The following is a 22,427-nucleotide window of genomic DNA, read 5'->3' as shown; positions in this document are numbered from 1 at the left end:
AGGCAAATATTCATAAAAAAAGTTCCGGTAATCTATCTGAGTAGATATCCGGAACTTTTTGGTTAATTGAGTCAGGTAAGTAGTAAATGCGTATAATTTATTGGTTTGACTAATAATGCTTCAAGTCAGGCGGATATTCGCAATTGAAGCAGGGGATTTACCTGATTCGGTTAAAATACGATTACTATTGAATTATTGAAACATGTTTTGGAAATTCGAAAACAGATCAGATAGTGATCACATAAGCTCTGTTTCCTTTATAATACGGGCGACCATCCACACCGCTCAGATCATAGCTCATGCGGTAATACCGTTCAATATTTCCAGTGCCTTTTGCCCAGTTTGGATCGCAGACTTCTCCTTTGATCTCGGCCCATCCATGTCCACCGGAAGAGATAACCTTGGCTTCATATCCGACAGCATTTGCCAGATAAGCGAATGCAGAAGCAAATGCGAAGCAATCACCACGTCCACGGTAGAACATGTCTTCTGCGTAGCTGACATCCCAGTTGGAATAATAGTAACGGAAATCATAATCATTGCCTGTTCCGCCGTATCCATAGCTGACTGCTTTCAGATAACATTTCCACAGTTTCTCAGGTTTGGACATATTTCGTTTGGTTGAGTGACGCATGATCTGATTGGCAGTGACCATCAGGTTCAGTTTCCGTTTTTCCTCACTGTTATAACGTGCTTTTCCATTCTTGGTAAGGTAAATTCCATTGACGCGCTGGGAAGTTACCATATAAGCGTAGGAACCATTACGGATCTGGAAGAAATAATAGTCTCCTTTGATCTTCTGCCAGCCATTCTGCTGGATTCCCTTTTCATTAAAGTAATATTTTTTTCCTTTAATGGTGACCAGTCCCTTTACTGTGTGACCGTCTTTATCATAGTAATAGATATTTCCGCTTGGTTTGTGGTCGAATTTGCTGCGGATCTTAGATGCTGCAGATGCGGAAACCGGGAACATCAGACAGCAGCAGATGGCAAGAAGAATTGCCGAGATAGAGAATACTTTTAACTTTTTCATGAGACACCTCCGTTTATTTGTTGAAACAGGTGTATGCTTTTTTATTCATGTGAATAAATCTGACATCTTGTGAATATCTGAAAGAATTGCCTGTCTCAATTGTAAGATATACTTTATTATATAAGACGATTTCACTTTGCGCAATACACAAATAAGTGAGTATTTAGTTACTGTTCACTTTGTGCCCAGCAACAGCATTTATCCAAATCTGATACAGTAAGTCTCCTTCGAACAGCAATAAGCGGTCAGATACCAGTTATAAACGAACAGCAAATATAGATTGCCAATATTGCTTTAAAGGGGAAATTTTACGGTGATAATCATGTAATGAAATAAAATGCATAAAAAACCCCCTTTAAAAAAGAATTTCTCCCCTCTTTTGCACAAATAAAAAATGCCGTATGATTATGACATAGAAAAAAAGAACAAAAAACAAAGACAAAAAAGCTTTGAATGGGGGAAAATATATGAACGAAGTCATTGTCTCCATGAACAATATAAGCAAGACTTTCCCGGGTGTTAAAGCTCTGGATAATGTACATTTTGAGTTACGTTCAGGAGAAGTTATGGCACTGCTTGGTGAAAATGGTGCAGGTAAATCCACACTTATGAAAATATTGAGTGGCGTTTATACCAGAGATGGTGGTACCATGGAGATATTCGGAAAGTCATATGATGACTTAACACCGAAGCAGGCACAGGAAGCAGGCGTTGCCATTATCCATCAGGAATTGAACATGTGTAAGCATTTATCAGTAGCAGAGAATATGTTCCTTGGTCGTGAGATGGTTGGAAAAGGGATCCTGGACAACAGAAAAATGCGTCAGGAAGCAAGAAATATCCTGAACGAACTGAAAATCGACATTGATCCGGATCAGACAGTCGGAGATCTGCCGGTATCCAAACAGCAGATGGTTGAGATTGCCAAGGCATTATCCATCCATGCGAAGATCCTGATCATGGATGAGCCGACCTCAGCGCTGACAGCAAGAGAGATTGAAGATCTTTTCAGGATTATCAAAGATCTGAAAGCACAGGGATGCGGAATCGTATACATATCACATCGACTGGAAGAACTGGCAGAGATCGTTGACCGTGTAACGATCATGCGAGATGGCCAGTACATCACAGACGGTAATTTCAAAGACATGACTATGGATCAGATCATCACAAATATGGTCGGTCGTGAGATCAAAGAGAAATTCCCGAGAGTCACCTGCACAAAGGGCAAGAAAGTATTCGAAGTGAAGAATCTGAATGCAGGAAGAATGGTAAGAGATATCAACTTCTCCCTTTACGAAGGTGAGATCGTAGGATTTGCCGGACTGATGGGTGCAGGAAGAACAGAAACCACCAGAGCAATCTTTGGAGTAGATGCAAAAGAAAGCGGCGAGTTTTATCTGGATGGACAGAAAATAGAAATCCACAATCCGATGGATGCCATCAAAAACGGCGTCGTACTTGCACCTGAGGACAGAAAGAAAGATGGTCTCTGTACCAAGCTGAGCATCAGACAGAATCTCGCACTTCCAAATCTGGATATCATTTGTAATAAACTGGGAGTGATCAGAAAACAAAAAGAAGATGGGCTTTGTGCAGAAGCAGTACGAAACTTAAGGATCAAAACCCCTAATGTAGAAATTGATTCCGGAAATCTTTCCGGTGGTAACCAGCAGAAAGTAGTAGTTGGAAAATGGCTTGCAAGAAATTCCAGAGTGGTCATCTTTGATGAACCGACCAGAGGAATCGACGTAGGTGCAAAAGTAGAAATCTATAACCTGATGAACGATCTGAAGAAACAGGGAATCGCAGTTATTTTTGCAAAAAATCAGAATACACTTACAGAGGAAGTTCTGGAAGATACCTACCATATCTATCTGAAACCAGGATTTATCTAGGCGTTTTGCCTGAAGATGGATTGTGAGGAGAATGCACTTGGAAATTTATCGGTTGATGTACTGATGGACAAAGCAAAGGAGATCCTTGAGAGGAATCTGAAGGATAAATGCCTGGAGCTGGCAATGGAAATCAGGGGATTTTACTGTCTTGGATTTGTAAATTATGAGGGCAGATATCAGGATGAGATCCGTCGTGTGCTGAAGAATGCGCTCAATCAGATTGAAATACAGAAAGCAATTTTTAAACAGGTGGATTTCTCCATGTCACTGGGAAGTGCATCAAAAGAACTCCGGGAACTGCCGGACTCTGCACAGGAAGCCCAGAAGCTGATCTATCAGAGGCTTGTGAAAGGAAGTGGACGTCTTCTGGAATATATGGGGGAAGAGAATTCCATGCAGGGTGAGAAAATGCTGGACCGATATCTGCGGGAGATTACCCATGCAGCGGAAACACTCAGCACAGAACTGGCAGATCAGGCAGCAGAATATCTACAGGAGAAAGTCCGTACGATCAGAAATCCAAGGGGATGCGAGATTCAGGAACTGATATCCTGTGCCGCAGATATTTTTGGAGCCTGTGTACAGATGCAGGACAGATTGGCAGAACTTGAAAAATTCAGGAAACAATGTGAACAGTGTTCCAGTGTGGACAGACTGTTTGAATGTCTGAAGAAGTTCCAGCAGGAGTATATTGAGAAGATTGTAGAGAGCAGAGAGAATGAGCGGGTACGCCCGGTACGTAAGGCAAAAGAGTATATCCAGAATCATTACGGGGAACCGTTATCTCTGGAAGAAGTAAGCGAAGAAGTTGGTTTAAGTCCGAATTATTTCAGTGTTTTATTTAAGAAAACCCAGGGTGAAGGATTTGCCAAATATCTGATCAATGTACGAATTGAGCAGGCAAAAGTGCTGCTTCGGGAGACGAATTATCCGATTGTGGAAATCTGCCGCAGAGTTGGCTACAATGACCTGAAGCATTTTACACAGACCTTTGAGAAAGTGACAGAGATTAAACCATCTACTTATCGTAAACTTTATGGATGATCTGATGCACGACAAAGATATCTGCCATAGGATTTCACGCTCTGATAGGCTTGATTAAGATGCATTATTTTAGAGGATTGTTATAGATTGGGAAAGGAATCCGTATGGATAAAAAGAAAGATACACTTTATATATCTGACAGAGTTTGGCGCCTTGGTTTATTTGTACTTGGAATGATAACAGTAATGTTTTTGCTGTCTATCTGGGAATATGTGAGGGAACAGATCCCTTTGTGGCCGACAATACTGACTGGGATTTTCGGGTTGTCCTACTGTCTGGCAGGATGGTTCTGGATCATAAAACCTTACCGTAATTCTGAAAAGATCATAGAACGATTTCTGGAAGGATATCTGGTTTCTGAAGCTGATGCGGCGCAGGCAGCACTTCTGACACCTTATACTGCCGAACAGGTGAAATTCATGGAGAAATTTCTCTATTCTCCTAAACTGATGGATCTGAATAAGAGACAGGCACAGTATCTTGCACTGCAGAATCAGATCAACCCACATTTCCTGTACAATACACTGGAGAGTATCAGGGGAGAAGCACTGATCGCAGGACTTGACGGTGTGGCAGATATGACTGAAGCACTGGCGAAATTTTTTCGCTATACTATTACAAAGGTAGAGAACCTTGTATCTGTGGAGGAAGAACTGGACAACTGCGAAACCTATTTCGGAATACAGAAATATCGATTTGGTGACAGATTGAAGCTTCATATAGAATATGATCCGGATGAATATGAAAAGATCATGAACTGCCGGATTCCGAAGCTGACGTTGCAGCCAATTCTTGAGAATAGTATCATACATGGAACAGAACTGAAGCTTGGAGCAGGAAATCTCTATATCCGCTTTGCCTGCACTGAGGACAGACTGATCATCTGTGTTTCGGATGATGGAGTAGGAATGGATGAGGAGATTACCATTCCTCTCACAGAGAATGACAGAGAGGTAAAGAACCGGAGTGTGCTGAAATGAGAAAAGAAATTTTCAGAATGGAAAGAGTCACCTATAAAGAAGCAGAGATTACCCGTCTGGAAGACTTCAATCTTCAAATTTATGAAGGAGAGATTATGGGAATGGTGCCGTTTAACGGTTTTGGAATGGCAGCATTTCTGGAACTTCTTCAGACGAATCTTCCTATTTATGATGGTTATATTTATTATAACGGAGAACTGGTCAATTCCTGGAAAAAATCGCCGGGAACACATAATCGGATAGGCATTATACAGGCAAAGAGTTCTCTGGTGGAAACTATGACGATTGCTGATAATGTGTTTGTTATGCGTCCGGGATTTAAACAGGAACTGATCCGGACAAAGCTTCTTAACAGGCAGTTGCAGCCATTTTTAAAAGAAATTGGAATTGAGATACCGGCAGATGCGAGAATTGAGAATCTGTCGGTTTTTCAGCGTGTGGTGATAGAATTGCTGCGTGCAGTAGTGGCAGGCAGTCACTTGATCGTGTTGGAAGAAATCGGTGCGTTGATCAGTTACAGAGAACTGAGACAGCTTCATGAGATTATCAGGCATTATGCTTCCAAAGGCTTTTCTTTTCTTTATATCTGTCCGCATTTCGAAGAAGTAAGTAATATCTGTGACAGAGCAGCTATGCTGACGAACGGAAGGATCTGGAAAATTATTTCCAGAGATATGCTGCGGGTAGAAGTGAGGGAAGTTTATTCTTATACAGAGGAATATGACAAGATGGTCCGAAGTCATCTGCAGAAAAGAGAACAAAATGGCAAAAAAACAGAAGAAATCCTGAAATGGAAAAGTTACAGTGAGTCAGCAGGGAAAGAAATTTCTTTTCCAATATATAAGGGAGAATACCTGGCAGTCCAGATCCATGAAAACAGGATTCTGCAGGAAATGACAGAGATTTTAAAGGAAGATTTTTCCGGCAATGCGAAAATGTCTGTGATACAGGAATCGCCTACAGTGAGTATGATTTTTCCAGAACTGGATTATATGGATAATTTGTGTATGGCTTTGTCCCGAAGGATGGGAAATTTCTGGCCAAATCACAAAATAAGAAATAACATTCGGCAGGAATATAGTGAAAAATTAGGAAATGAAGTATTTGAGATGCCTGTGGAGGCGTTGAGTGAGAAGCAGAAATACCAGTTAGTCTATTCCAGAGTGATGCTTCAGAATCCACAGATCGTTTTCTGTATGAAACCATTTAAAGGGGCAGACCTTACTCATCGAATGGTGATATGGAAACTTTTGGAAGACTTTCTGGATAAAGGAATTACAGTTGTGGATCTTTCTTTGAATTTATCGGATTCTTTATCACTGGCAGATCGGCTGCTGCTGATCCAGACAGATGGAAGCATCCGGGAAATATGCAGAGAAGATTTTGCATCTGTTTCCCGACAGATTCCATGGAGACATGTGTATAAAGAAAATTCACCTCTGGCGGATAAATGAGAATTGTTACTGAGAATTAACAGAAGACGGGTTATTGCGCGGATACAGTTTGTGGTGTATAATTAATCGCAATAGGCTTTGTGGACAGCAGCACTGTAATTTAAAGCAAGGATATAAGGTGGACAATTTTGAAGAAGACGATAGAAGAACTATTAAGTGGAAAATTCAGATACGAACATCCGCAGCTCATTTTTTCACAGGATAAGATAGAAGTGATTCTGAAGGCAGGAGACGTGTATAAAGGAGAACTGTATTTTGGAGCAGAGGATGACCAGAGAATTCGTGGATATATTACCTCTTCTAACAGACGCGTGGTGCCGGGGATAGAGAAATTTTCGGGAACTGCCGTGAGACTGCAGTACGGAATTGATGGCGTAGGAATGCGTCCGGGTGAGAGACACGAAGGATGGATCTGCTTTACGACCAATATTGGAGAATATAAGCTTCCGTTTCTGATCCAGACGGAGAAAGCAGAACTGAAGAGTATAGCCGGAGAAGTTCCGGATATGGATACTTTTGCAGAGATTGCGAAAGATGATTTCAAGGAAGCATACCGCATTTTTACAGATAGTAAATTTGAACTTCTCTTAAAAGACGCTGATAAGAAAGAGAAAGCTCTCTATAGAGGACTTTCCAGACAGCCGGTAACTTTCCAGAATGTAGAAGAATTTCTCATCGGAACAGGAAGAAAAGAACCTGTAAAGATTGAATTGAAAGCAGACCATAACAGCTTTTATGATATCAGTGAATCTGTTAGGGAATCTTTTGTCATTCAGAAGAGCGGATGGGGACATCTCAGACTGGATGTGGAGACAAAGGGAGATTTTCTGGAGGTTTCCAGACATGTGGTTACGGATGAGGATTTCATAGGCAGTTATTATCAGGTAGAATATGTGATCCATAAGGAGAGATTGAAGAAGGGACGTCAGTTTGGCGAAATTATCGTAAAGAGCCCTTATCAGCAGCTGACTTATCAGATTACCGCATCTGTAGAACCGAAAGTGCAACTTCGAACGGAGATTCATGTGAAGAGGCACAAACTGGAATTGCTACGTGATCTGCTGGAATATTCCTGCAGGAGAATGGACAGCAAAACATGGATTGGAAGCAGCCGATTTGTGATCAATCAGCTGAAAGAAGAGGGCTGCGATTATCCGGAATATCAGATTTATGAAGCATATCTTCTTTATATGGAAGGGGAAGTAGAGCAGGCCAGAGAGATTCTGAAAACATTTAAGAATCAGAATTTTACCAGAGAGAATCTGGAACTGGCAGGTGCGTATCTGTATCTTTGTTTTCTTACCGGATTATATAAGGATAAAGAGCAGGCAGCCAGACGCCTGCGCAATTTCTTTCTGCAGAAAGAAGATAGTTTCCTTCTGTTTAAACTCTGGCTGGAGATGAATCCGGAGGATCAGGGATCACCTTCCAGACTTGTTTTTATGATGGAGGAGCTTTTTGACAGGGGATGTAGAAGTCCGTTCCTTTATCTTGAAGCGTGGAATTATATCAGTAATGATACGTCGCTTCTGCATAGAATGAGCAGTTTCTGGACGCAGGTGTTTTTGTTTGCAGGTCAGAAAGGTCTTCTGACAGAAGAACTGGTGATGAGATTTGCTTATCTTACCGGATATGAGAGAGAATTCAGCAGAAGTATGTACAGAGCACTGGCGCTGGGATACGATGCCTTTGAATCGGATGATACGCTGGAAGCAATCTGCCGATATATCATGCTCGGAGATCCGCGGAAACAGGAATATTTCAGATGGTTTTCTCTGGCAGTGGAGAAAGGAATCCGTCTGACAAGACTGTATGAGTATTATGTGGAAACAATGGATACTTCTTATCAGAGAGAACTTCCGAAGCCGGTTCTGATGTATTTCACATATAACAATACATCTCTTGGAGATGACAAGAAAGCATTCATCTATGCAAGTATTATAGGCAATAAAGAGCGACAGCCTCAGGCATATGCCGATTATCGTGATCATATGAAAGTTTTTGCCATGCGTAAGGCAAAAGAGGGACGCATGAATGAGAATTATGCAGCCCTTTATCAGGAATTTCTGAACAGCCCGAAGACAGAAGGGCAGGCAGAACTGCTTGCGCAGAAGATGTTTACCTGCAGACTGTACTGTGATGACAGAAAGATCCGCTATGTGATCGTGCGTCATGAACAGCTTAGAGAAGAAGAGAACTATCCGTGCATTCATGGTGTGGCTTATCCAAGAATTTATACAGATGATGCAGTGATCTTATTCCAGGATGAGAAGCAGAGACGCTATGCGGCAACTGTAGATTATAATGTCAAGAAATTATTTAATGAACGGGAAATGATCGACAAAGTTCTTGCCTTTGATATCGAAGAAAAAGGATTAGTACTTCATTGCAGTGAGAATACAGAGCCAGATGCACTTAATCTGAAAGTATTTCAGAGAATTCCGGATACAGAGGGATTTTCGGATGAATACCAGAGAAATATCAGGGAGAAATTGTTGGTATATTATGCGGAGCATATCTGTGAAGAGGATATGGACAGTTATCTGAAACAGATGGATTACCGAAAGTTTGCAGAAGTGGACCGTACGGGACTTCTGGAAGTACTGGTCGGCAGAGGTCTGTACAGACAGGCGATGTCAGTTGTTTCAGAGTATGGATATGAAGGAATTTCTATAGAGAGCCAGCTTAAACTGACCAGCAGGATGCTGACAAGATGTGAGATGGAAGAGGACGATGAACTACTTGCACTTGCATCTGATGTATACAGACATGGAAAATATGACGAAGTGATCCTGAAATATCTGATGGATTACAGATTTGGTCCGATCGACGAGCTGATGGCAGTGTGGAAAAGTGCTCAGGGATTTGAAATGGATACCTACGAACTGGAAGAGAAACTTCTTGGTTTACTGATGTTCACAGCAGATTTCCGCAAAGAGGGAGAGAAGATTTTGGAGGACTATGTCCATCACAGTGGAAAAGAGCAGATCACAGGCGCATATCTTACACAGGTGGCATATGGAACTTTTGTAAGGGAATATCCGATGAGTACTTTTGTGAGAGGACAGCTGGAATACGTATACAGAGAGAAATGGCCGGTTGATTTTGTATGTAGCCTTGCTTTGCTGGAAGCTTATTCAAAGGAGAAGAATCTGGATGAAGAACAGCTTCAGAATGTAAAAGAAATCTTGCAGAAATGTGTGAAGAATGATATGCGTTTTGCATTCTTTAAGAAGCTTCCAGTATCAGTTCTCAGTCCATATCAGTTGGATGATAAGACTTTTGTGGAATATCATACAGACCCGGATGCAAAAGTTACTCTTTATTATGCGTTGGATGCTGGACTTGGAAATCAGGTGAAATACCAGACTGAGCCGCTCCGAAACTTATATGAAGGTATTTACTCAAAAGCATTTACACTGTTTTATGGTGAAACATTGAGATATTATTTCAAGGCAGAGAAGGGTGATCAGGTAAATCAGACACAGGAACGCGTAATTACCATGAGTAAGGTTGAGGGTGCGCCTGTAAGTAAGTATCATATGATCAATCAGATGCTTTCTGCACGCAGACTGGACAAGAACAAAGAAGTGCTTTCTCAGATGAAGAAGTATCTTCGCCAGGAGCAGTATGTGCAGAACATGTTTGGGATTGAGAAGGAAGGACAGGAGCAGATTACTCTGAAACCAGGAGGAATAAATGAACGAAATTCGTGATATAATTGTTGGAATTGATTTTGGCAGAGAATATTCGCAGATCTGTTATTATGATCGAAAAGGAGATGAAGCCAGATCTCTTTCTATGAAAGTAGGCGGAAGTCAGGATGAAGCGCCGAGCTGTCTTTGCTGGAGACCGGAGCAGAAAGACTATTGTGTAGGTCTTGAAGCAGAGTATTTTGTCCGTGAGAAGGGCGGGATCATGATCGACAATGTTTATGGGCTCTGCGAGAAGAGAGATTCTGTTCTGATCGAGGGAAGAGAGATTGCGCCCTGGGAAATCCTTGCGCAGTTTTTACAGGGAATGCTGAAATTTCTTGGAGTGACAGAGCTGACCAGAAATATCAAGTGTGTAGCTGTGACACTTCAGAAACTGACAGTGATTCAGGTTGAGAACTTTCAGAAAGCGTTTGAATCCCTTGGATTTCCGCATGAGAAATATATGCTTCTGGATTATGGAGAAAGTTTCTTCTATTATGTATTATCCCAGAAGAGAGAAACCTGGAACCGAAGTGTTGCCTGGTATACATTCAGACAGGACGGCGTATCTTTCCGCAAGATGACCATGAACGGAGCAACGAAACCAGTTACAGTAAAACTTGAGGAAGCCGTAGAGACATCTCTACCTGAGGATGGAGAAGAGAGAGACTCTGAATTCTGTAAATTTGCGAAGAAAACTCTCGGAAAGGATTTGTATTCCAGTATTCAGATCACTGGTGAAGGATTTTCACAGGACTGGGCAGAACAGTCAGTCAGACTATTGTGCTATCAGAAACGCAAAGTTTTTTATGGAAATAATCTCTTTGCGAAGGGAGCCTGCTCTGCAGGGAAAGAGAGACTGGAGAATAAGGCTCTGAAAGGATATCGTTTCTTAAGTGAATCTCTGGTTATGGCAGACGTGGGTATGGAGATGAGAGTGATGGGATCTCCGACCTATTATCCGCTGATCGAAGCCGGAAACAACTGGTATGACAGCAAAGCATCCTGCGAATTTATCCTTGATGACACAGAGGAGCTGGTTTTCGTGGTAAGTACTTATGACAGACCGGAGAAGAGACGGGTAGGTATGATGCTGCCTGGCATCCCGGTACGTCCAAACAAGACTACCAGACTTCTGCTGGAATTACAGTATGTTTCTGCAACAGAGTGTAAGGTGACGGTAAGTGATCTGGGATTTGGAGAGATGTTCCCTTCAAGCGGCAAGACCTGGACAGAAACTGTAGAATGGTAAAGGAGAGGGATGAATGAGCGGATATATTTTATGTCAGACAAAGAAAGCAGAGCATCCGTATTTTATTGAGAATATCAGTATGAATATCTATTCTATAGAAGAACTCTGCTATTATCTGTACCACAATCTTTACCTGGCAGATCATACGATCTTTAATGAAGAATTATGTACCTGGATCAAGGAGGAACTGGAACTTCCGGCACTGGCAGCAAAACTGAAACAGAGTCTGGAGAGAAATGTAAGTGCAGAGGATATGCTGTATCCGATTTTTAAAGAGATCAATTATCTGACTTATGAAGAGATGAAGGAACTTAACAGTCAGCTTGCAGCACTTGGCAAAGAGCGTACAGCAGTCCGTCAGAAGAGAAAAGGGGATGCTCTGGTTGAGAATGGGATGTATGTAAATGCGATCCAGATATATCAGAAGATTCTGGAGAGAGATGACCTTGCTGAGCAGAGAGCCGGATTTGAGGCTTCTGTGGTGTATAATCTTGGCTGTGCATACAGTTATCTTTTTCAGATGGAGAAGGCAGCAGAATGCTTCTTACTGGCTTATCAGAAAGAGCAGTCGGTAAAGAACCTGCAAGCTTATCTGCTGGCATACAGAAGTATTCATGAAAAAGTGGACTATGACAAAATACTGTTAGATCTTAAAGTAGAAGAAGGATTGGGAAAAGAAGTCAGGGAGAGTGTGAAACAAGCACTGAATTCTTTTGCCGGAATTCCAGAGAAAAAAACAGAAGAAGAGAATCTGGACGGGCTGCTTGAAACGCTTACCAGAGAATATCACAGAAGTACAGGATCATGAGTAAAAAAGAACTGCAATAGCGGTTCTTTTTTAAACTTGACAGAAGAGAAAGTGTGTGATAGGATTAACACATACTTTCACATGGTAGAGTGGCTGTGTGGTAAATAACAAAACAGATAAAGAGGAGATATTTATCATGAAAAAGAGATCTTTAGCAGTACTCATGGCAGGGATTATGGCAGCTTCTATGATGACAGGTGTTGTTTCTGTATACGCAGATGCTGACAGCAAGACATTAACTGTAGGATTTGACGCAGAGTATCCTCCTTTCGGATATAAAGACGATAATGGAGATTATGTAGGTTTCGACCTTGATCTTGCACAGGAAGTATGTGACAATCTTGGTTGGCAACTTGTAAAGAAACCAATTAACTGGGATTCTAAGGATATGGAACTGAATTCCGGTTCTATCGACTGTATCTGGAACGGATTTACAATTAACGGACGTGAGGATGACTATACATGGTCAGATCCATATCTGAACAATGAGCAGGTAATGGTTGTTGCTGCTGATTCAGGAATTGAGAAGCTGGATGATCTGGCTGGTAAGAATGTAGTCGTACAGGCTGCTTCTGCTGCACTGGATGCATTAAACAGCGATGACAACAAAGATCTGACAGCAAGCTTTGGTTCTCTGACAGAGAATCCTGATTATAATACAGCATTTATGAATCTGGATTCCGGAGCAGCAGATGCGATCGCAGTAGATATCGGTGTTGCCAAATATCAGCTTTCCCAGAGAGAAGAAGGCAAATATGTGATCCTTGACGAGCCGATCCAGAGCGAACAGTATGGTATTGGTTTCAAGAAAGGTAATGATGAACTGAAAGATACTGTATGGGCAGAAGTTCTGAAACTGTATGATGCAGGTGAAGTTGACAAGATTGCAGAGCAGTATGAAGTTGCAGATATGCTTTGCATCGGAAGTGATGATGAAGAATCTGCAGACAAGAAAGATGATACAGCAGATGATGCTGATGCAGATGTTTCTGAGACAGAAGATACAGAGGAAGCTGCAGAATAGTACACTGTGCCTGATCGCTGTGGTCAATGAATCACTGTTTATAGATTGAACAATATAGAGATAAAACAGTGATAATGTAATGGCGATGATAAAAAGTAATGATACAAGAGGACGGGTTTGTGCAGGTCTGTCCGTATTATAAAAGGAATGGAGGGTACATTTTGTGCACCCTCTTTTCTTACTGTACAGGAGAAATTTTTTGGAGGAAAAGTTATGTCTTTAAGTGTAATGCTGCAGCAGCTTGCCAGTGGTATGGTAGTTTCTGTAGAGATTTTTGTAGTGACATTGATTTTTTCGCTTCCATTGGGACTACTGATCTGCTTCGGCAGAATGGCTAAGAATCCGGTGATCCGTGGAATCGTGTCTGCCTACATATCAGTTATGAGAGGAACTCCGCTGATGCTGCAGTTGATGGTAGTATATTTCGGACCGTATTTTATTTTTGGAATCCGTATTTCCATGGGATACAGTCTGATCGCGGTATTTATTGCATTCAGTATCAACTATGCTGCATATTTTGCAGAGATTTACAGAGGCGGTATTGAATCTATTTCTGCAGGACAGTATGAAGCTGCGAAGATTCTTGGATATAGCAAAGTACAGACATTTTTTAGGATTATCCTGCCGCAGGTGATTAAGAGAATCCTTCCGTCTGTGACAAACGAGGTCATCACGCTGGTAAAGGATACGTCACTGGCGTTCGTGGTTGCAGTTGCGGAGATGTTTACCATTGCAAAGCAGATCGCAAGTGCACAGACAACCATGATGCCGTTCGTGATCGCAGCGGTGTTCTATTTTATCTTTAACCTGCTTGTTGCAATCGTGATGGATAAGCTGGAGAAAAAACTGAATTATTATCGTTAAGAGTCAGGCCGGGAAAAAGTTTTTATTTCCCGGCAGTTTTAACAAATCAGGGAAATGACAAAGTGGATGATGTTGTCTGTCTGATCTGAAAAAAATATCATTACTGTTCACAAACGATGTTCTGTAAATTGTATTACCAAACGCAGAGTGAACAACCAAATATCATATTTGAGAGGAAAATTATTATGGTATTATTTGAAATGAAACATATAAAGAAGAGCTTTGGAAGTCTGGAAGTACTGAAAGACATTTCTCTTCAGGTAGAGGAAGGTAAGGTTTTAAGCATTATCGGTCCTTCCGGTTCCGGTAAATCCACACTTCTTCGCTGCGCAACAGGGCTTGAGACACCGGACAGTGGTGAGATCATCAAGCAGGGAGATGTGGGACTGGTATTCCAGAATTTCAATCTTTTTCCGCATTTTTCCGTATTAAAAAATATTACAGATGCGCCGATCAGAGTGCAGAAGAGAAAGAAAGAGGAAGTTTATGTGCAGGCAAGAGTGCTGTTGAAACAGATGGGACTTGCTGACAGAGAGAATGCATATCCGTTCCAGCTTTCCGGTGGACAGCAGCAGCGTGTATCCATTGCCCGTGCATTGTGCATGAACCCAAAGATTCTGTTCTTTGATGAGCCGACTTCTGCACTTGACCCGGAACTGACAGGTGAGATCCTCAAGGTAATCAAAGACCTTGCTGCAGAACATATTACAATGGTGATCGTTACTCATGAGATGACATTTGCAAGAGATATTTCCGATCATATCATCTTTATGGACAAGGGGCTGATCGCAGTAGAAGGAAGTCCACAGGAGGTATTTGCCTCAGATCATGCACGAATGAAAGAATTTCTTGGTAAATTCCATCAGGGATAAGGTTTTTGTAGTTGCTTTTAGAAGAATGATGTTATATAATTTCAACGTACGTACTGATGTGCCGGTCTGCCGGCATTTCAGAACAGGTACAGAAGCGAAATAAAAAAGGATAAAGTCCTATAAGAAACAGGAGAGTGAAGATGAGTACAGACAGATATGTAAGTCCTTTATCAGAACGTTATGCCAGCAAAGAAATGCAGTATATTTTTTCTCCGGATATGAAATTCCGTACATGGAGAAAACTCTGGATCGCACTTGCAGAGACAGAGAAAGAGCTTGGCCTTAACATTACACAGGAGCAGATCGATGAACTGAAGGCACATGCAGAGGATATCAACTATGACGTTGCCAAAGAACGTGAACGTCAGGTACGTCATGATGTTATGTCTCATGTATACGCATACGGTGCACAGTGTCCGAAAGCAAAAGGGATCATCCATCTGGGAGCAACCTCCTGTTATGTAGGTGATAATACAGATATTATTGTAATGACAGAAGCGCTGAAGCTTGTACGCAAGAAACTGGTCAATGTCATTGCTGAACTTTCTGCTTTCGCTGATAAATATAAAGAACAGCCGACTCTGGCGTTCACACATTTCCAGCCTGCACAGCCGACTACAGTTGGTAAACGTGCAACACTCTGGACACAGGAATTCCTGCTTGATCTGGAAGATCTGGAATATGTTCTTGGAACAATGAAGCTTCTTGGATCCAAGGGAACAACCGGAACACAGGCCAGCTTCCTGGAGCTGTTTGACGGAGATCAGGAGACCATTGATAAGATCGATCCAATGATCGCAGAGAAAATGGGATTCAAGGAATGCTATCCGGTATCCGGACAGACTTATTCCCGTAAAGTAGACACACGTGTTGCTAATATTCTTGCAGGAATCGCAGCAAGTGCGCACAAGATGTCCAACGATATCCGTCTCCTTCAGCATCTGAAAGAAGTAGAGGAACCATTTGAGAAATCTCAGATTGGATCTTCCGCAATGGCTTATAAGAGAAATCCTATGAGAAGCGAGCGTATTGCCTCCCTTTCCAGATATGTAATGGTAGATGCTCTTAATCCGGCAATCACATCCGCAACTCAGTGGTTTGAAAGAACTCTGGATGACTCTGCAAATAAACGTCTGAGCATTCCGGAGGGATTCCTTGCAATCGACGGAATCCTGGATCTCTGCCTGAACGTTGTAGATGGACTGGTTGTTTATCCGAAGGTTATCGAGAAACACATGATGGCTGAGCTTCCGTTTATGGCTACAGAGAATATCATGATGGATGCTGTTAAGGCAGGCGGTGACCGTCAGGAACTTCATGAACGTATCCGTGAGCTTTCCATGGAGGCAGGCAAGACTGTCAAAGTAGAAGGTAAGGATAACAATCTGCTGGAGCTGATCGCAGCAGATCCTGCATTCAATCTTTCTCTGGAAGATCTGCAGAAGTCCATGGATCCGAAGAAATATATCGGACGTGCGAAAGAGCAGACAGAGAGATTTGTGAATACAGTAGTTCAGCCAATCCTTAATTCTCACAAGGAGCTGTTGGGAGTTAAAGCTGAGATCAATGTCTGATCGTAATTGTTCAGTATTTACACAGAGTTGTGTAATAATGAACAGTTATATCTGATTTATATGTGATCATAACAAAACAAGATAAAAATGCAGCAAGCCGGGATCTGTTCTGTGAGACCCCGGTGTTGTTGCGCAATAACAGGAGGAATTCTATAATGGTAAAAGCAGTTGTTGGTGCTAACTGGGGAGATGAAGGTAAAGGTAAGATTACCGATATGCTCGCTGAGAAAGCTGATATTATCGTAAGATTTCAGGGTGGTGCAAACGCAGGCCATACAATCGTAAACAACTATGGTAAATTTGCACTTCATACTCTGCCGTCAGGTGTATTCTACAATCACACTACAAGCGTGATCGGAAACGGTGTTGCCCTGAATATCCCGGTATTTTTCAAAGAGTACAATGAAGTAGTAAGCAGAGGTGTTCCGGCTCCGAAGATCCTGATCTCCGAGAGAGCACAGATGGTTATGCCATACCACATTCTTTTTGATCAGTACGAAGAAGAGCGTCTGGGCGGTAAATCCTTCGGATCTACCAAATCTGGTATTGCTCCTTTCTATTCAGACAAATATGCAAAGATTGGTTTCCAGGTAAGCGAACTCTTTGACGAAGAACATCTGAGAGAGAAACTTACAAGCGTATGCGAGACAAAGAACATTCTTCTTGAGCACTTATATCACAAACCGCTTCTTAACGTAGATGAGCTGTTTGCAGAATTAATGGAATACAAGAAAATGGTTGAACCATATGTATGCGATGTATCCCTGTATCTGTGGAACGCATTAAAAGAAGGCAAGGAAGTTCTTCTTGAGGGACAGCTTGGTTCTCTGAAAGACCCTGATCATGGTATTTACCCAATGGTTACCTCTTCCTCCACACTGGCAGGATATGGTGCAGTAGGTGCCGGCCTTCCTCCATATGAGATCAAACAGATCGTTACTGTATGCAAAGCTTACTCCAGTGCAGTAGGTGCAGGTGCATTCGTTTCTGAAATCTTTGGCGAAGAAGCTGATGAGCTGAGAAGACGCGGTGGCGACGGCGGTGAGTTCGGTGCTACTACAGGACGTCCGAGACGTATGGGATGGTTCGACTGCGTTGCTTCCAAATATGGATGCCGTCTGCAGGGAACTACAGATGTTGCTTTTACAGTTCTTGATGTACTTGGATATCTGGATGAAATTCCGGTTTGTACAGGATATGAAATCGACGGAAAAGTAACAACAGACTTCCCGACAACTACACTGCTTGAGAAAGCAAAACCGGTTCTGGAAACACTTCCAGGATGGAAATGCGATATCCGCGGAATCAAGAAATACGAAGATCTGCCGGAGAACTGCAGAAAGTATGTTGAGTTCGTAGAAGAACATATTGGATTCCCGATCACAATGATCTCTAATGGTCCGGGACGTGATGACATTATCTACAGAAATAAATAATTAAAAGCTATAAATAAGACGATATACGCCGGGGGAATTCTCCGGCGTGTCTTTTATCCTGAAGATTGTATGATACCAGATATCGAGTTAAGGGCAAAATGTCTTTTGACCCTGACATTAATTTACAGGAATAGTACAAATTCTGTAAAGCATGAATCTTTAGTAAAAAGTAATATATTGGAGGATTATGAAAAAAGACAATAATAAATTAAAAAAAATCGGGGCATGGGTGGCAATCATCATATTGCTTCTTGCGTGTTGTATGCCTATGTTTTTTGCATTTGGAAATGGTGAAAACGCGCAGAGTTATTTTAAGGCGTCACTTGCAGTAGCGATTATGGTTCCATTGCTGGCTTATGCGATGTGGATGGTATATAAACTTTTGAATAAGAATAAAAAGGTGGCAGATTCGGATATGGAGAATATTATTTTTGATGTCGGTAAAGTCCTTGTGAAATATGAATGGGAAAAATATCTGGACGGTTTTGGATTTCCGAAAGAGGAACGGGATAAACTTGCAAAGGTTGTTTTTCAGAGTAAAACCTGGGATGAGAGAGACAGAGGCAGTGAAGAGGAAGAATATTATATAGAGCAGATGATAAAAGAAGCTCCGGAATATGCAGATGATATCCGCGAGGTCATGCGCCGTTCAGGTGAGACTATCGAGATGATGGATTATGCAGAAACCTGGATCAGATATCTGAAAGATAAAGGTTATCATATTTATATTCTCTCTAATTATTCGACCTATATGTTAGAGAAAACTCAGGATGAACTTACATTCCTTAAATATGCAGACGGAGCTATTTTCTCCTGTCAGGTAAAACAGATCAAGCCGGAACCGGCTATTTACCAGACATTGCTGAACCGTTATCATCTCGACCCGGAGAAATCTGTATTTCTGGATGACAGAGCCGAGAACTGCGAAGGAGCCAGAAAAGAAGGCATTCATGCGATTCAGTTTGAGTCTTTCAAACAGGCAGCAGCAGAACTGGAGAAATTGGGTGTGAAATAGTTGATAGCAAATTACTGTTTACACACTACTATTCCGAGACATACAAGGTTACTGTTTACTCCGTGCCCAGTAACCATACAAGTCAAAATTCACCAAAAATACAAAGAATATGGTTTGTATTTTTATCAAAAAGATGATATAATAAAAAAGCTTGTGGGAGGAATGTTTTCCATATGTTTCCGCACAGGCATAATACCTATGAAATATTGGAAAAGAGGATAAAGGAAATGAGCGATAAAACAATCTTAGAGCAGTGGCGTTCCATCGCCTATGACCAGCAGGCAGACCGTAACAAACTTCAGAGATTTTGGGCAAACTATTTTAATATTGAAAAAGGAATTTATGAGCAGCTTCTTACTAACCCGGACGAAGTAGTAACCGGTACAGTTAAGGAACTGGCTGAGAAATATGGTCAGGAAGTTCTGACAATGGTTGGTTTCCTTGATGGAATCAACGACAGTCTGAAGATCCCGAACCCGATCGAGACAATGGATGAGAATACAAAAGTTTCTCTGTGCTTCGACAAAGAACTTTTGTACAAGAACATGGTAGATGCACGTGCTGACTGGCTGTATGAACTGCCACAGTGGGATGCAATCTTCACACCAGAGAAGAGAAAAGAACTCTATCTTGAGCAGAAGAAATCCGGAACAGTAGTTAAGGCTAAGAAGATTGGCCGTAATGATCCGTGTCCATGCGGAAGCGGTAAGAAGTACAAATACTGCTGCGGAAGAAATGCGTAAGCATCCAAATCTGGAATATATTATCGTGCTTGGTGCCCATGTAGAGGGTACCCGGCTTACCAAAGCCCTTCTGGAACGTACCAGGAGGGCTTTAGAGTATCTGGAGGAGAATCCTGATACGAAAGCAGTGCTGTCTGGTGGAAGAGGAGAGGGAGAATCTATTACCGAAGCACAGGCGATGTGTAATTATCTGACAGAACATGGAATTGACAGGGATCGTCTGATCCTGGAGGAGAAATCTACCAGTACAGCAGAGAACCTGAAATTCAGTCTGGCGCTGATTGGTCTGGATCATTCCGTGGGAGTGGTTACAAACAATTTCCATGTATTCCGCGGCACTGCTATTGGAAGGAAATGCGGATGCAGAGAAATTTATCCGATTCCGTCCAGATATTGCTCCTGGAGACTGCTGATATATATTCCAAGAGAAATCCTGGCGATCATAAAAGATAAAATAGTGGGAAATTTGTAATAAAAAAACGTCACAAAATGAAATTCGATTCAATGAATGCGGAAGAAATCATTTTATGACGTTTTTGTTTTTGGGTATTCAGTTAATCTTTAATCGAATCAAGTAAGCCTTCCGCTTTAATTGAAAATATCCGCTTGACTAAGATCAAGAAAGCCATCGGTTCGTTTCTGTTACGGATATCCTCCTGATTCAGATTGATCAGAGAAACAGATGTCGTATCTGAATTTATTTTACAGAGAAATATTTCTCTTTGATAATAGAAACCGGCATATCCTGTCCCATCCAGATCTTAAAGGCTTTGGCACCCTGATGAAGGAGCATGTACATTCCGTTAAAGGTCTGACATCCGACAGCTTTTGCTTCTCTGAGAAGACGGGTTTCCTGAGGTTCATAGACAACATCTGCAACTACCAATCCCGGGCGGAACAGGGAAGTGTCTTTGATAATGGTATCATCAATATCAGGAATCATACCTACGGAAGTCGCATTGATCAGCAGATAACTTTGCGCGATGGAATCTTTCAGCGCTTTATGGTCATCATTGTCAAAAAGACAGACCTCACATCCTGTTTTGGCGCTGAGGTTCTCGGCAAATTTCTGAGTACGGTTCCAGTATCTGCTGGTACGTCTGGCGAAGATATGTACAGAATTTGCTCCATCCAGTGCGGACTGTGCACAGATTGCCATGGACGCTCCACCTACTCCCATAACTGTGATATTTTTTCCTGTGATGTCATGTCCTGCATCGCGTACAGACTGCATGAAACCATATCCGTCAGTGTTATATCCGATCAGCTTTCCATTATCATTGAGAACCGTATTGACAGCTCCGATCAGCTGCGCCTCAGGGGAAAGTTCATCTACCAGTTCTACAATCTTATTCTTATTCGGCATCGTGAGGTTGAAACCACGGATACCGCATGTTCTTAAACCTGCAACTGCTGCAGGAAGTGTCTCTTCATTTACGTCAAAACACAGATACACATAATCAAGTCCCAGAAGCCGGAATGCCTCATTGTGCATTAAAGGGGAAATGCTGTGTGCTACGGGACTACCCAGAAGTGCAGTAAGACCTGTGTGTCCGGTGATTGTACTCATACTCATATAAAAAAGTCCTCCAGTCTGTTTCGTATCAGGTATGCCGCTGCTGTCTGCAGGAGGCCAAGTATAGGTTATATATAAAAAACACCTGCATAAAACATAGAAATTATCTATCATTTTATTCTATGTTGTGGAATATGTCAATAAAACCGGTAAGAAAAATTCGTCGATTTAGTGCGATAAATTCTAAGCGGCACATCCGCTCTTTTGACAAAATCCGCGCGTTTCATCCCGTATAATGAGTAACACTTACCAAAGTGAATGTCTGGCTGACAGCAGACGGGAGGAAGGAAATGCGTTATGAGATATACATAGATGTGGTATTTTTCACAAATCTCCTGATAGATTACATACTACTCAGATTTACAGGAATTTTATTCCAATGTCCCAGAAACAGAAAACGAATACTTCTGGGAGCAGTAACAGGAGCACTATTCTCCTGTGGGATTATTTACCTTCGTTCCTGTCTGAAAACTGAGATTTATCTTCCGGCACTGGTCCTGCTACATGGTGGCTGTGCAGCGGGAATGCTGGTGATCGGATGTGATCTGAAAAGGGGAAGCCTGCTGCTTAAAGCAGTTCTTACGCTATATTTTGCTGCATTTCTGTGTGGAGGATTCTGGGAAGTAATTTCCAGTGAGAATCTGACACCGAAGATGTTTCTGATCCTGGCAGCCGCGACTTGGTTTGGAAGTACTGCATTGTCGTATTTGATGGATTCTTTGAGAATACGGGCAAAGAACATTTATCCTGTGACGATCTTTTACAGAGAAAAGGGATATGAATGTCAGGGGTTTTATGACTCAGGAAATCTGCTTGTGGATTCCGTGAATGGAAAACCGGTATCAGTAGGTACGCTGGATATTTTGTCCGAGATATGTTCGAAAGAAACAGTGAAATGTTTGAAACACCTGAAAGAAAATCCTGGGGAGATACAAAGTACAGAAGTCACAGGGCTTCATCCACACTTTATTTTTTTTCACAGCATTGGAAAAGAGCAGGGGATGATGCTGGCTGTTACGCTGGAGAAACTTTGTATTCAGACTCCGACAAAAGTTGTCTGTGTGGACAGACCAGTGCTTGCATTTTCGCTTGATACATCCGCTTTTGGTAAGGAATACGAAGTACTTTTGAATTCCAGATTACTTTAACGGGAGGGGTT

The 22,427-nt window shown here is 41.9% G+C and carries 18 protein-coding genes; 16 read left to right on the top strand and 2 right to left on the bottom strand.

All coding sequences use genetic code 11. The features are described from left to right. Nucleotides 1-226: 226 nt before the first annotated feature. Nucleotides 227-1,033: a transglutaminase domain-containing protein gene (locus KQI87_RS08665; protein WP_216459769.1), complete on the bottom strand. Its 807-nt coding sequence runs from the start codon at nucleotides 1,031-1,033 to the stop codon at nucleotides 227-229. A 467-nt stretch (nucleotides 1,034-1,500) separates the two neighbouring features. Here KQI87_RS08665 and KQI87_RS08660 point away from each other — a divergent pair, with 467 nt between their 5' ends. From KQI87_RS08660 to KQI87_RS08590, 15 genes are all read left to right on the top strand, one after another. Further along, complete coding sequence (locus KQI87_RS08660) at nucleotides 1,501-2,931, top strand: sugar ABC transporter ATP-binding protein (protein ID WP_216459768.1); 1,431 nt, start codon at nucleotides 1,501-1,503, stop codon at nucleotides 2,929-2,931. Nucleotides 2,932-2,946: 15 nt separating this feature from the next. After that, nucleotides 2,947-3,975 (top strand): helix-turn-helix transcriptional regulator, encoded by a 1,029-nt coding sequence (locus KQI87_RS08655; RefSeq protein ID WP_216459767.1) that lies wholly within the window; start codon nucleotides 2,947-2,949, stop codon nucleotides 3,973-3,975. A 104-nt stretch (nucleotides 3,976-4,079) separates the two neighbouring features. Next, nucleotides 4,080-4,955, top strand: coding sequence for a sensor histidine kinase (locus KQI87_RS08650; RefSeq protein ID WP_216459766.1), 876 nt, complete (start codon nucleotides 4,080-4,082; stop codon nucleotides 4,953-4,955). Continuing rightward, complete coding sequence (locus KQI87_RS08645; RefSeq protein WP_216459765.1) at nucleotides 4,952-6,409, top strand: ATP-binding cassette domain-containing protein; 1,458 nt, start codon at nucleotides 4,952-4,954, stop codon at nucleotides 6,407-6,409. Before KQI87_RS08650 ends, KQI87_RS08645 begins: the two co-directional genes overlap by 4 nt. 128 nt (nucleotides 6,410-6,537) lie before the next feature. Then, nucleotides 6,538-10,125: a DUF5717 family protein gene (locus KQI87_RS16585; protein WP_253292427.1), complete on the top strand. Its 3,588-nt coding sequence runs from the start codon at nucleotides 6,538-6,540 to the stop codon at nucleotides 10,123-10,125. Continuing rightward, nucleotides 10,109-11,356 carry a DUF5716 family protein gene (locus KQI87_RS08635; protein ID WP_216459764.1) on the top strand — a complete coding sequence of 416 codons (1,248 nt, stop codon included), beginning with the start codon at nucleotides 10,109-10,111 and terminating at the stop codon, nucleotides 11,354-11,356. The genes KQI87_RS16585 and KQI87_RS08635 overlap by 17 nt, the downstream gene beginning before the upstream one ends. 13 nt (nucleotides 11,357-11,369) lie before the next feature. Beyond that, on the top strand, nucleotides 11,370-12,164 hold the full coding sequence (locus KQI87_RS08630) for a hypothetical protein (RefSeq protein ID WP_216459763.1): 795 nt from the start codon (nucleotides 11,370-11,372) through the stop codon (nucleotides 12,162-12,164). Between the two features lie 136 nt (nucleotides 12,165-12,300). Further along, nucleotides 12,301-13,188 (top strand): amino acid ABC transporter substrate-binding protein, encoded by an 888-nt coding sequence (locus tag KQI87_RS08625; RefSeq protein WP_216459762.1) that lies wholly within the window; start codon nucleotides 12,301-12,303, stop codon nucleotides 13,186-13,188. Nucleotides 13,189-13,401: 213 nt separating this feature from the next. Next, nucleotides 13,402-14,052 (top strand): amino acid ABC transporter permease, encoded by a 651-nt coding sequence (locus KQI87_RS08620; protein ID WP_216459761.1) that lies wholly within the window; start codon nucleotides 13,402-13,404, stop codon nucleotides 14,050-14,052. Between the two features lie 185 nt (nucleotides 14,053-14,237). Beyond that, entirely contained in the window at nucleotides 14,238-14,924 is a 687-nt protein-coding gene (locus KQI87_RS08615) for an amino acid ABC transporter ATP-binding protein (RefSeq protein ID WP_216459760.1), read from the top strand. 140 nt (nucleotides 14,925-15,064) lie between these two features. Further along, nucleotides 15,065-16,498, top strand: coding sequence for an adenylosuccinate lyase (gene purB, locus KQI87_RS08610; RefSeq protein ID WP_216459759.1), 1,434 nt, complete (start codon nucleotides 15,065-15,067; stop codon nucleotides 16,496-16,498). Nucleotides 16,499-16,653: 155 nt separating this feature from the next. Next, a complete protein-coding gene (locus tag KQI87_RS08605; RefSeq protein ID WP_216459758.1) occupies nucleotides 16,654-17,934 on the top strand; it encodes an adenylosuccinate synthase in 1,281 nt (426 codons plus the stop codon). Between the two features lie 187 nt (nucleotides 17,935-18,121). After that, on the top strand, nucleotides 18,122-18,949 hold the full coding sequence (locus KQI87_RS08600; RefSeq protein ID WP_253292426.1) for an HAD family hydrolase: 828 nt from the start codon (nucleotides 18,122-18,124) through the stop codon (nucleotides 18,947-18,949). A gap of 227 nt (nucleotides 18,950-19,176) precedes the next feature. Continuing rightward, entirely contained in the window at nucleotides 19,177-19,692 is a 516-nt protein-coding gene (locus tag KQI87_RS08595) for an SEC-C metal-binding domain-containing protein (protein ID WP_216459757.1), read from the top strand. After that, a complete protein-coding gene (locus tag KQI87_RS08590) occupies nucleotides 19,631-20,164 on the top strand; it encodes a YdcF family protein (protein ID WP_330655755.1) in 534 nt (177 codons plus the stop codon). The genes KQI87_RS08595 and KQI87_RS08590 overlap by 62 nt, the downstream gene beginning before the upstream one ends. 225 nt (nucleotides 20,165-20,389) lie before the next feature. On the opposite strand, the gene KQI87_RS08585 is transcribed toward KQI87_RS08590, so the two are convergent. Beyond that, on the bottom strand, nucleotides 20,390-21,262 hold the full coding sequence (locus tag KQI87_RS08585; RefSeq protein WP_216459788.1) for a shikimate dehydrogenase: 873 nt from the start codon (nucleotides 21,260-21,262) through the stop codon (nucleotides 20,390-20,392). 296 nt (nucleotides 21,263-21,558) lie between these two features. Here KQI87_RS08585 and KQI87_RS08580 point away from each other — a divergent pair, with 296 nt between their 5' ends. Beyond that, the gene (locus tag KQI87_RS08580) at nucleotides 21,559-22,416 is read left to right on the top strand and encodes a sigma-E processing peptidase SpoIIGA (protein WP_216459756.1); all 858 of its coding nucleotides are present in this window, start codon (nucleotides 21,559-21,561) and stop codon (nucleotides 22,414-22,416) included. The last annotated feature ends 11 nt before the right edge of the window (nucleotides 22,417-22,427 follow it).

Source organism: Blautia sp. MSJ-9 (assembly GCF_018919065.1).
In the GTDB taxonomy this organism is placed as follows: domain Bacteria; phylum Bacillota; class Clostridia; order Lachnospirales; family Lachnospiraceae; genus Blautia_A.
Note: the sequence above shows the minus strand (reverse complement) of the source record. Positions and strands in the feature narration are given on the sequence as shown.